The 12,421-nt window shown below is 32.6% G+C and carries 10 protein-coding genes, 2 pseudogenes and 1 riboswitch; of the genes and pseudogenes, 3 read left to right on the top strand and 9 right to left on the bottom strand.

Translation table 11 applies throughout. The features are described 5' to 3' along the window. Both msaA and cspA read left to right on the top strand, forming a co-directional pair. A pseudogene (gene msaA, locus CD034_RS11385) lies at positions 1-163 on the top strand (regulatory protein MsaA); the annotation flags it as partial. Positions 164-368: 205 nt separating this feature from the next. Beyond that, positions 369-569: a cold shock protein CspA gene (gene cspA / locus CD034_RS05020; RefSeq protein ID WP_001831260.1), complete on the top strand. Its 201-nt coding sequence runs from the start codon at positions 369-371 to the stop codon at positions 567-569. A 317-nt stretch (positions 570-886) separates the two neighbouring features. Here cspA and lysA read toward each other — a convergent pair whose 3' ends face one another. From lysA to CD034_RS04975, 9 genes and pseudogenes are all read right to left on the bottom strand, one after another. Then, positions 887-2,152 carry a diaminopimelate decarboxylase gene (gene lysA / locus CD034_RS05015; protein ID WP_002449712.1) on the bottom strand — a complete coding sequence of 422 codons (1,266 nt, stop codon included), beginning with the start codon at positions 2,150-2,152 and terminating at the stop codon, positions 887-889. Between the two features lies 1 nt (position 2,153). Then, on the bottom strand, positions 2,154-3,227 hold the full coding sequence (locus CD034_RS05010) for an alanine racemase (RefSeq protein ID WP_103288183.1): 1,074 nt from the start codon (positions 3,225-3,227) through the stop codon (positions 2,154-2,156). Between the two features lie 6 nt (positions 3,228-3,233). After that, a complete protein-coding gene (locus CD034_RS05005; RefSeq protein WP_049336273.1) occupies positions 3,234-4,385 on the bottom strand; it encodes an amidohydrolase in 1,152 nt (383 codons plus the stop codon). A 108-nt stretch (positions 4,386-4,493) separates the two neighbouring features. After that, positions 4,494-5,213 (bottom strand): 2,3,4,5-tetrahydropyridine-2,6-dicarboxylate N-acetyltransferase, encoded by a 720-nt coding sequence (dapD, locus tag CD034_RS05000; protein WP_002449858.1) that lies wholly within the window; start codon positions 5,211-5,213, stop codon positions 4,494-4,496. 24 nt (positions 5,214-5,237) lie between these two features. Further along, entirely contained in the window at positions 5,238-5,963 is a 726-nt protein-coding gene (gene dapB / locus CD034_RS04995; protein WP_049430855.1) for a 4-hydroxy-tetrahydrodipicolinate reductase, read from the bottom strand. Positions 5,964-5,965: 2 nt separating this feature from the next. Then, positions 5,966-6,847, bottom strand: coding sequence for a 4-hydroxy-tetrahydrodipicolinate synthase (gene dapA / locus CD034_RS04990; protein ID WP_002455353.1), 882 nt, complete (start codon positions 6,845-6,847; stop codon positions 5,966-5,968). A gap of 1 nt (position 6,848) precedes the next feature. Continuing rightward, the gene (locus tag CD034_RS04985) at positions 6,849-7,838 is read right to left on the bottom strand and encodes an aspartate-semialdehyde dehydrogenase (RefSeq protein WP_103288182.1); all 990 of its coding nucleotides are present in this window, start codon (positions 7,836-7,838) and stop codon (positions 6,849-6,851) included. Positions 7,839-7,897: 59 nt separating this feature from the next. After that, positions 7,898-9,102: pseudogene (locus CD034_RS04980) on the bottom strand (aspartate kinase). A 77-nt stretch (positions 9,103-9,179) separates the two neighbouring features. Next, positions 9,180-9,355: riboswitch (Lysine riboswitch) on the bottom strand. A 272-nt stretch (positions 9,356-9,627) separates the two neighbouring features. Beyond that, on the bottom strand, positions 9,628-11,232 hold the full coding sequence (locus CD034_RS04975; RefSeq protein ID WP_002449802.1) for an ABC-F family ATP-binding cassette domain-containing protein: 1,605 nt from the start codon (positions 11,230-11,232) through the stop codon (positions 9,628-9,630). Between the two features lie 148 nt (positions 11,233-11,380). Here CD034_RS04975 and cvfB point away from each other — a divergent pair, with 148 nt between their 5' ends. After that, positions 11,381-12,277 (top strand): RNA-binding virulence regulatory protein CvfB, encoded by an 897-nt coding sequence (gene cvfB, locus CD034_RS04970; protein WP_002449860.1) that lies wholly within the window; start codon positions 11,381-11,383, stop codon positions 12,275-12,277. Positions 12,278-12,421 lie beyond the last annotated feature (144 nt).

Below are 12,421 nucleotides of genomic sequence, written 5' to 3'. Positions count from 1 at the left end.
ATATTATAATAATTATGTTATTGGGAAATATAATATTTATGCATTTTATAATAATTGTGATTTAAATTTTTGTGAAGATTGTGATGAAGATTTACAAATATTTTATAGTTTTATTATTTTAAATAATAAACAAGTTTATTATAATCTACCAAAAATTAATTAAAAGAGAATTTTCTATAATTGTATTGCAATTTAGTTCAAACTAACATATAATAGTTACCAAGCAATAGTTTTATTCCATATTGCAAAGAATATCTGTAATATTGATTGATAGCATTTTGTTATTTATACATATTTATAACACGTATTTTTTGTAATATGCGAATAATGCATATTGAATGAATTTTAGTCTTGGAGGTTTCACAATTATGAAACAAGGTACAGTTAAATGGTTTAACGCTGAAAAAGGTTTTGGCTTCATCGAAGTTGAAGGAGAAAACGACGTATTCGTACACTTCTCAGCAATTAACCAAGAAGGTTATAAATCATTAGAAGAAGGTCAATCAGTTGAGTTTGAAGTAGTTGAAGGCGATCGCGGTCCTCAAGCTGCAAACGTTGTTAAACTATAATTTATAGATTGCAAAAATTGACTTTAGTAACACCTTACCAAGATGTAGGGTGTTTTTTATATATAATTGAGGCTGGGACATAATCCCAGAAAAATAGCCAGTAAATGAGTTTTAAAAAACTCATTTACTGGCTTCTTTATTTATGATACTTTCTGTTATTGGATCATTTTCTTAAAGAACAGCTTCATCCTGTTCCTTCAAGTATTTCGCCAACATACTTTATCTTCAATTAAAACAATTCTTGATATCTGAATTCAATGAATTCAAATATCATCATGGTGCAACATTAACGGGTAAGTATAAACTTTTTCGTTATTTTATTTTGTATCATTAATTATTAATTGACGTAATGATTGACGTTTAATAACTTCACGTGCTTTTCCATCTTTTAAGAAGAAAACAGGTGGTTTTTGCATTTGATTATAATTAGATGCCATAGAGTAATGGTATGCGCCAGTAGATAAAATGGCTAAATAATCTCCACGTTTTACAGAAGAAGGTAACATAGCATCTCGGATAATAATATCTCCAGATTCACATAACTTTCCGGCAATAGTTACCGTTTCGTCTGCCTCCTCATGACGATTTACAAGTAATGCTTGATATTTTGCTCCATATAAAGCAGTTCTAATATGATCACTCATACCACCATCAATAGAAACATATTTATTTACTTCAGGAATGTCTTTAATTGTTCCAACTTCATATAAAGTAATGCCCGCTTCGCCAACAATTGAACGTCCTGGTTCAATACCAATTTCAGGAACGTCGTAGTTTAATTTTTCTGATTCAGATTTAATCGCATCTGTAATTTCAGCAATACCTTCTTCAATAGGGAAGCTCACATCACCTTCGACATATTTAATACCAAAACCACCACCTAAGTTAAGTAATTCAACTTGGATATGATGCTCATTAAGCCAATTTAAAACAATTTTAGCTGTTTCAATCATAGCTTCAGTACCCTCAATTTGTGATCCTACATGGAAATGTATTCCTTTTAAATGAAGATGCTTTGATGCTTTGACTTTTTCAACTGCTTGAATTGCAAGACCATGGCGAATTGAAAGACCAAATTTACTATCTTCTTGACCAGTTTGAATAAATTCATGGGTATGGGCCTCTACTCCAGGATTCACACGAATGACAACATTAACTGTATCACTTGCATAGCGATCGATTAATTCAATTTCTTCTAAAGAATCAATAACAAAGTAGCCAACGCCACTTTCTAAAGCATATTGTATTTCACGTTTCGTTTTATTATTGCCATGGAAGTGGATGCGACTAGGATCAAATTTAGCCTCTAATGCTGTATAAAGCTCACCTTCAGATACGACATCTAATTGTAAGTTTTCTTCTTGAACTAACTTTACCATTTGAATGCAAGTAAAGGCTTTAGAAGCATATGAAATATTGTATTTTAATCCACTTTTTTGAAAAGCATTATGAAATCGACGCATTTGATTGCGAATTTCATCTTCATCATAAACAATGGTAGGCGTACCAAAACTTTGAGCTAGTGTTTTCAAACTTGTACCCGCCATTGTTAATTCACCATAATCATTATATTTAACTGACATTTTATCTAAACTCCTTTATAAGAGAATCATGATTCATCGCACTAAGTTGTTCTGAATTAGCGCCAACACCTTTGAATGTGTATTCATCAATGCGTATATCATTATTATATAGTATCACTTCATCTTGTGCATGAACATCATCATCGACTTCAACAAACATGTGACTCATCATTAATGCTCGAATAGGGTAACGTTTACCATTAATTAATGCTTCGTGTGTTGCACGTTTTTTTAAAATACCATCACCATAGCCAATATCAACAACTGCAAGATGTGTATGATCATGCATTGCTTCAAATGCAAAACTATAACCACAATAATCACCTTTATTTACTTCACGAACTTGAATTACATTTCCTTTTACGGTTAAGGCTTGTTCAATCTCATGTTCATCTAATTTGCTATATGGTCTTGAACCATATAAAGCGATACCTACACGTGCATGTGTATGATAGGGAAGAAGTTGTTGTCCTTCGCGATAATAACTCGCACTGTTTTGCGCATGGATAAGTTTAAATTGGTATCCTTCATTTAATAATGTATTAACGACGTTTAACCATGCTTCCCGTTCAATCCCATACTCTGGAACATCAAATTCATCTGCATACCCAAAATGCGTCCATAGGCCAACGATATTCATTTTACTTCCATTATCATTTTCATGATGATGAAGTACTTCTTTAATTTCGTCAAGATTTTTGAAACCTGAACGATGGAGTAAATTTTCAAATTCTAAGTGAACATTAATATCTTTTAATTCACTTTTGTACTGATAATAATATTCTAAAGAGGGAAGCGTCATTTGAATATTATTATTTCGAACTGTATCAAAGTCATAAACTGCATTCATTAAAAAGATTGTAGCATGAGGCGCAAGTTTACGAACTCTCACTGCTTCTTTTAAGGAAGTAGTACTAAATGTATGGATACCCGCTTCTAAAAATGTTCTTACTGCAAACTCTAATCCATAATGATAAGCATTATTTTTTACAACTGCCATTATTGATTGATTATTCTTTACTTTAGTTGCATTTCTTAAAAATATTTTTGAATCAACTGACCAAACTGCTGTCAATTTAATTTACTCCTTTCCATAATGGTTCAATATTTGTTCATAGTAATTGGCAACATCAATAAGCACTTTTTCGTCAAAATTTAAATGCGATGTATGTAAGCCTGTGATAAAGCCTTTATCTTCATTTCGAGTTCCTACAAAAGCAAAGTAAGACGGTGCTAATTGTTGGCCATAAAAACTAAAGTCTTCGCCGAATAAAAATGGCAGAGGCTTTTCAATAACTTCTAAATTAGCAGATAGAATAGATTTTTCAACGATATGACGTAGTTTAGGACTATTCATTGTAGCAGGATATCCTTCTTCAAATTTGACTTCACAATCAACATTGAATAATAATTTCACACTTTTTGCAATTTTATTCATTTGATTTTTCACAATATTTAAATCAGTGGCATCATAAGTACGAATAGTTCCTTCTAAATAACCGTTACTAGGCACCGTGTTAATTGCTTCGCCTGCATTAAAGTGGCCCATATGAACAATATTACGTTTTAGTCCATTTAAATGATATTGCTGTATTTGACCAACTTGATTTAAAACATGAATCAGTGCTTCGCCACATGAATGACCTTGCTCTTTATCAGCTACATGACTAGATAATCCTTTTAGGAAAAAACGATATTCAGTGGCACTTGCTGTAATTTCTTCATCGCGTATCACGACTTGTCCTTCCTCAGCGAAAGGATTGACATGAATGCCAAATACTGCTTCAATAGGATATTGATTAAAAGCACCTGCTTTAATTAAGCGATTTGCGCCTCCGCCTGTTTCTTCAGCTGGTTGGAAGATAAACACGACATTATGAGGTAATTGATGTTGATCAGCCATCACCTTACATCGTTTAACAAATAACATCAATGCTGTTGTATGACCATCGTGACCACAAGCATGCATCACATTATCTGTTTGACTACGATAATCGACATTATTTTCTTCAAAAATGGGTAGGGCGTCAATGTCTGCCCGAAATGCAATTGTATGGTCACTATTACCTTCTAAATATGCAATAGCACCCGTTTCAAGAGGTTGTTCGTAAGGTACATTTAATTCATCTAGAAATCGAGTAATATATTGAGTTGTCTCAAATTCGTGAAGACTTAATTCTGGATGTTGATGTAAATGTCTTCTATGTTGTGTGACAAATTCTAATTCGCTCATCTTAATCAATCCTTTATTCATTTATTATTCAACTTATGTATTCATTTAATTGTAAAGGCTGAGAACATGTTGTCCCAGCCTTTAGCATTCAATTATTCAAGTTTGTCATTAATCATTTAATTTTCTTAACGCTGCAACAATTTCTCGTTTAGAGTCTTGAACTTCAGATGTTTGTTTAATGACTTTAGCAGGTGTACCAGCTACAACCGCACCGGCAGGAACATCTTGAGTCACGATAGCACCAGCAGCTACAATAGCGCCTTCGCCAACTCTTACGCCTTCTAGAATAACTGCGTTTGCGCCAATTAATACATTATCTTCGATTACTACTGGAGAAGCACTAGGTGGCTCAATAACGCCCGCTAATACTGCACCGGCACCTACATGAACATTTTTACCCGTTGTCGCACGACCACCTAATGTTGCATTCATATCAATCATAGTGCCTTCACCTACAACAGCGCCAATATTGATTGTTGCTCCCATCATCACAACGGCACCGTCTTCGATAATAGCTTGTTCACGAATGAATGAACCTGGTTCAATACGTGCATTTGTATTAGTTAAGTCTTTTAAAGGAATAGCAGAATTACGACGGTCCATTTCAATTTCTAAGTCAGTAATATGTGATTGATTGGTTTCATAAAATGTTTTCCAATCATCCGCTTCACAAAATATTACTTTTGAATCATCAGATCCGAATACTTTAAATGTATTAGGAAAAGTGACGTCATTGAATTGTCCATTTACGTATACTTTTAATGGTGTTGATTTTTTAGCATCACTAATATATTGAATAATTTCTTGTGCAGATAAGTGTTGTACCATAGTTTAGAATCTCCTTAAGTTATTTTATAAGTTGTCAAATGTATAGAAACCATTTGATTTTGTGTTTAATTTTTCAGCAGCTGTAATTGCGCCATTTGCAAAAATGTCCTTAGATTGCGCTTTATGAGAAATGGTAATTGTTTCATCTGTGCCAGCAAATAAAACATCATGTTCGCCTACAATTGTACCGCCACGAACTGAATGAATACCGACTTCATCTTTTTCACGTTTTTCAGTTCGCTCATGTCGATCGTAAACAGGCGTTACATTTTCACGTAATTCTTTAATAACATCATAAAGTTTGACTAGCGTGCCACTTGGCGCATCTACTTTTTTATTATGATGAGCTTCAGTTAACTCAATATCATAATCGTGTAAAAGGGGAACAGCTGCTTCTAGAATTTTAGTTAATGCATGGACGCCATAACTCATATTTGCACTGAAGAAAACAGGCATACGTTCGCTTAATTGTTCTAATTTTTGAATTAGTTTTTCTTTTTCACCAGTAGTAGCAATCACTAAAGGTAATTCAAAACCTTCATCTAATAAAGGTAATAATAGATTAGGATTAGAGAAGTCGATCGCTACATCAGCTTCATTTTGTGCGTCTGCAATATGATGATAAGTTTTATATGGTGAATGTTGATGTTCTTCTGGCTCAATTGTACCAATAATCTCATGACCTTTTTCTTCTGCTAATCTGGCAACGCGTTGATTCATTGTGCCATATCCAATGAGTAAAATTTTCATTTTTATTCCTCCGCTTTAAATGCTTTATAAGCATTCACTAATACATTTGCTTTTTCTTTCTCTAGTGGTAATAAAGGTAATCTTAATTCATAATTTCCAAATCCTAAATGACTTGTTAGAGCTTTAATTGGAATAGGGTTGACATCAACTGAAAGTGCATCTAACAATTGACCAATTGGTTCAAAGTCTTTCTCAATTTCTTTCCCATTTTGTTTAGCATCATAGAGTGCTTGAAATTCTTTCGGAATAACGTTAGCAATGACAGAAATTACGCCATTACCTCCGCGATTATAGAATTCTACGACATTATCATCATTACCACTGTAAAGAGCAAATTCATCTTGATGAATACGTTTTTTCACTTCTTCGTAATAGTTAAAGTCATTTGTAGCATCTTTAATAGCTACAATATAATCATTATGACTTAATGTTTCGACTGTTTCAGGATCAATTGTCATATTCGTTCTTGAAGGTACATTATATAAAACAACAGGTAACTTAACTTCATTCGCGATAGTTTCAAAATGTTTAATTAAGCCACGTTGATTCGTTTTATTATAGTAAGGTGTGATTAACATAATACCATCTACACCTAATTCTTTAGCACGTAATGAAGCTTGAATAGATTTAGCTGTATTATTTGTACCAGTTCCAGCGATAATAGCCACTTGATGATTAACTTGTTTAATCACTGCTTGAAGTACTGTTTCTTTCTCTTCTTCTGTTAAAGTAGGGCTCTCTGCTGTAGTACCGTTTACAATAATTGCTTTAACATTATTATCAAGTAAAAATTGAACATGTTGTTCTAATGCTTTATAGTCAACTTCATTATTAGTAAATGGAGTAGCAAGCGCTACACCTACACCTTCAAAAATATGTGCCATATTATCTAGCTCCTTTTAATTTAATGACTTGTTCTAACACTTGAACTGCATTTAAAGCTGCACCTTTAAGTAGGTTATCTGAAGTACACCAAACATGGAAAGTATTATCAAGTGAGTCATCACGACGAATTCTACCTACAAACACTTCATCTTTACCTGTTGAATTAATAGCTAAAGGATATTCATTATTTTCAGGATTATCTACTAAAACAACACGATTATCGTTTTCAAATAAATCTTTAATTTCTTGAACTGTTGCTTCTTTATCAAGAGTAACATCAATTTCTACGCTATGACTATCTTGAACAGGTACACGTGCACATGTTGCAGTCACACGTAAGTCAGGTTGTCCTAAAATTTTTCGTGTTTCATCAATCATTTTTTGCTCTTCTTTTGTATATCCATCTTCTAAGAAAACATCAATATGTGGTAAAACATTATTATAAATAGGATGTGGATAAGCTTCTGGAGCTTTACCATTCGCACCTTCAGCTAAGTCTCTCTTACCTTTAATCCCTGAACCTGAAACTGCTTGATATGTTGTATAAGCTACACGCTTTAATCCAAAAGCATCGTATAAAACTTTGAGTGGCACGACCGACTGAATTGTTGAGCAGTTAGGATTGGCAATGATACCACGTTTAAATTCTGGTTGGTTAACTTCTGGTACAATTAAGTCCACATCGTTTGCCATACGCCATTGACTTGAATTATCAATAACAATTGCTCCAGCTTTTTCGAAAATAGGGGCAAATTGTTTACTTGTTTCGCCACCTGCACTCATTAGCACGTAATCAAATTTTTCACTTGCTGATTCTTCTGTAAGTTCTTGAACTGTATATGTTTTCCCTTGAAACTCAATTTCTTTTCCTGCTGATCTTGCTGATGAGAATAATACTAACTCATCAAATTGAATATGTTTACGATCAATTGTTTCTAACATTTTTGTTCCGACTAATCCTGTTGCTCCAACTACTGCTAATCTTGTCATAAAAGAATCACTCCATTTAAATATTAATTGAATTTTAAATTACTTATTTTAACTTAAGTTTAAATATCAAAAGCATCGTATAAAACTTCAACCGCTTTATTTCCATTTTCTGCATCAATAACATAAGAAATACTAATTTCAGAAGTTGTTGTTTGATAAAATGGAATATTAGAATTAATTAACGTAATAAATGCTTTTGAAGCTACACCAGACATATCACGCATTCCTGAACCAATTAATGAAATTTTGACGTACGCTTCATTAATTTTATAGTCTAATGCATCAAATGTTGTAGAAAGTTCCTCTAAGATACTTGAAATTTGTTGTACATCACTATCTTTAATAGAAAAAGATAGTTGTAAACCTTCAACATTTACGATTTGAGAAATCATATCCACATTAACTGAACCTTCATCTAAAGCAGTAAATAATTGAGTTAGAAGTCGATTATCTGGAAGAGGATAACTAATTGTTACATGCATCATATGTGTATCTAATGCAACTCCAGTTACGGCTTTTTTTCTAATATTTCTGTTCTTGGCATAATCCATGTTCCTTTCACATTTGATAACGTTCTACCTAAATACAAGGGGATATCATAATTTTTAGCAAGTTCTACACTTCTTGTTTCTAACACACCAGCACCTAAAGCGCTCATTTCCATCATTTCTTCATAAGACACATAATCTAAACGTTTTGCCTCACTCAAAATTCTTGGATCAGTAGCATAAACGCCATCAACATCAGTGTAAATTTCACAAGGGATTTGATTACTAGCTGCTAATGCAACAGCAGTCGTATCTGAACCACCACGACCAAGCGTAGTTAACTCTAATTCGTCGTTCACTCCTTGGAAACCTGCTACAACTAAAACATCCTTGTCTTTAAATTCCTTGTTAAATGTTTCAGGATTAATTTCTGCAATTCGACTTTTTAAATGATGACCTACTGTTTTGATACCTGCTTGATATCCAGTCATAGCTCTAGCACTTACGCCAATATCATTTAATACCATCGACAAATAAGAAACTGTTTGTTGTTCACCAGTTGTTAATAATAGAGCAAGTTCTTCATCTTTTGGTGTTGTTGTAAGATGAGAAACATTTTCCATTAATTGATCTGTTGTTTTGCCCATAGCACTTACGACAACAATAAGTTGTTCACCGTCATCTACACGGCGTTTAAGCATTTCTGCAATATTTTTTATCTTTGTAAAATCGGCGACAGATGAACCACCGAACTTTAAAACACGTCGTTTCAAGATTTTACCTCCTAGAATTTAGGGGCACACGTCATAAAAAAGAGCAAGTTCGGAATGTGCGAACTTGCTCGTAATTTATATACAAGTGATGCACTCCATTATTAAATAATAATGACAAACTCTCAGCTCTTAACCACAAAGTCCAACGAACGCTTACTGCGGTTGCAATTCGTTTCGGCATCGCACCCTTTCTATATTAGCCGTGGCAGACAGTATTCTAATATATACTAATGATTGATGCGCCTCATCAATTTCTTATTCAATTACTATGTTTTTAATTATACATAAGCACCTTTTAACTGTAAACCGATTTTTGTGATTTTTTGAAATAAACTGAAAATTATTAAAGTAATATTACTGTTAAAGAAAATAGATAGTAATAATAAGTAATTTGTGTAAATAATAACAATAATTCGAAAATAATAATATTTTATAAAAAAACTGTCGATAAAGTTCGTTATTTATCGACAGTTTTATACATATTTTAAATTTTAAAAATAGAAGATACCTTATTAAAATCCTGTTATTTTATTTTTGTAACACACCAATTTCTTTTAGATATTCTTCATATGGCAATTCTTTAGATAAACTACCTGGTTGGTTTAAGTCAATCACACGATTAGCGATTGTATTAATAAATTCAAAATCATATGAAGTAAAGATAATTGATCCTTTGAATGAAGCTAATCCATCATTAACAGCTGTAATGCTTTCTAAATCAAGATGATTCGTTGGCTCATCAAGTAGTAAAACATTGGCACTTGAAAGCATCATTTTACTTAACATACAACGTACTTTCTCTCCACCTGATAATACACTTGCTTTTTTCTTAACTTCTTCACCGCTAAATAGCATACGTCCTAAGAAGCCACGTAAAAATGTTTCAGTTTGTTCATCTTCAGGAGCATATTGACGTAACCATTCAACTAAATTCATATCTACGCCTTCGAAGAAATCAGAATTATCTTTAGGGAAATAGCTTAATGAAGTTGTCACTCCCCATTTAAATGAACCTTCATCTGGTTCCATTTCACCAGCAAGTATTTTTAATAGGGTAGTTTTAGCAATTTCACTATCGCCAATTAAAATAGCTTTATCATTTGGATTCATAGTGAATGAAATATTATCTAAAACTTTTTCACCATCAATTGTTTTTGAGATACCATCAACTACTAATAAATCGTTACCAATTTCTCTTTCTGGGGTGAATTTCACATAAGGATAACGTCTTGAAGATGGTTGAATATCATCAAGTTCAATTTTCTCTAATTGCTTCTTACGACTAGTTGCTTGTTTTGATTTTGACGCATTCGCAGAGAAACGAGCAATGAAGTCTTGTAATTCTTTAATTTTTTCTTCTTTTTTCTTGTTTTGTTCTTGAGCCATTTTTTGAGCAAGTTGACTTGATTGATACCAAAAATCATAGTTACCAACATAGACTTTGATTTTGCCAAAATCTAAATCTGCAATATGTGTACATACATTATTTAAAAAATGACGATCATGAGATACGACAATGACAGTATTTTCAAAGTTAATTAAGAAATCTTCTAACCAACTAATGGCAGGAATATCAAGACCATTGGTAGGCTCATCGAGTAATAAAACATCTGGATCTCCAAATAAACTTTGTGCCAATAATACTTTTACTTTTTGATTATTTTCTAACTCTGACATTTGCTTATCATGTAAATCTGGGGTAATACCAAGTCCTGATAGTAGGGAAGCTGCATCTGCTTCGGCATTCCATCCATTCATTTCAGCAAATTCACCTTCTAATTCAGCTGCACGAATGCCATCTTCATCACTGAAGTCAGGTTTCATATAAATTTCGTCTTTCTCTTTCATCACTTCAAATAGACGTTCATGACCTTTTATAACTACATCTAATACACGTTCATCTTCATAAGCAAAGTGATCTTGTTTTAATACTGCTAAACGTTCATCTTTCCCAAGAGAAACATGACCCGTTTGTGAATCAATTTCTCCAGATAAGATTTTTAAGAAAGTAGATTTACCTGCACCATTCGCACCGATAAGTCCATAACAATTACCTTCAGTAAATTTAATATTTACATCTTCAAATAGTTTACGATCACCAAAACGTAAACTTACATCCGTAACTTGTAACATTCATTTACTCCTTTATTCATCGTTTATCTAACGCAAAAAATTATATCATATAATGTTCCTATATTCGACCTTATATCATTTATGTCAATGATACTTTACAAAACTCATGTTATAATACTTAGAAATACACTGCTTAAAGGAGACAACTATGGCATTAGACAAAGATATCGTTGGTTCAATTGAATTTCTAGAAGTTCTTGGATTGGAAGGCTCTACTTATTTATTAAAAGGTCCAAATGGTGAACAAGTGAAGTTAAATCAGTCAGAAATCAATGAGGAAGATGAATTCGAAATTGGAGAAGAATATAGTTTCTTCATTTATCCAAACCGTTCAGGTGAATTATTTGCTACTCAAAATATGCCTGATATTACAAAAGATAAATATGATTTTGCAAAAGTATTAAAAACAGATAGAGATGGTGCAAGAGTAGATGTTGGTTTACCAAGAGAAGTGCTTATTCCATGGGAAGATTTACCTAAAGTTAAATCGTTATGGCCTCAATCAGGAGATTATGTATTAGTCACATTAAGAATCGATAGAGATCATCAAATGTTCGCGCGTTTAGCTAGTGAAACAATTGTGGAAAAAATGTTTACACCTGTATCTAATGATGATATGCAAAATCAAGTATTAAAAGCAAGACCTTATCGTTTATTACGTATCGGTACTTTTTTATTAACTGAGGATGGTTACAAAGTATTTGTACATGAGTCTGAACGTAAACATGAGCCAAGACTAGGCGAAGCTGTAGAAGTACGTATTATCGGGCATAATGAAAAAGGTGAATTGAACGGTTCATTCTTACCACTCGCACATGAACGTTTAGATGAAGATGGTCAAGTCATCTTTGATTTGTTAGTAGAGTATGATGGTGAACTTCCATTTTGGGATAAATCAAGTCCGGAAGCAATTAAAGAAGTATTCAACATGAGTAAAGGTTCATTTAAACGTGCAATTGGTCATTTATATAAAAGAAAAATTATAAATATTGAAACTGGAAAAATTACATTAACTAAAAAAGGTAAAACCCTTATTCAAGAATAATGAGTTCATGAAAAACGAGTTTCTTCTATATTATATAGATAGTTCAAAACCATTGAAAGGTAACACTTTCGATGGTTTTTTTATGGGTTTTATTTATATAAAACATAAGTTTTTTGATAAATTAACAAAATATTTACAATTACT

This window comes from Staphylococcus hominis subsp. hominis, assembly GCF_002901845.1.
Classification (GTDB): Bacteria; Bacillota; Bacilli; order Staphylococcales; family Staphylococcaceae; genus Staphylococcus; species Staphylococcus hominis.
Note: the sequence above shows the minus strand (reverse complement) of the source record. Positions and strands in the feature narration are given on the sequence as shown.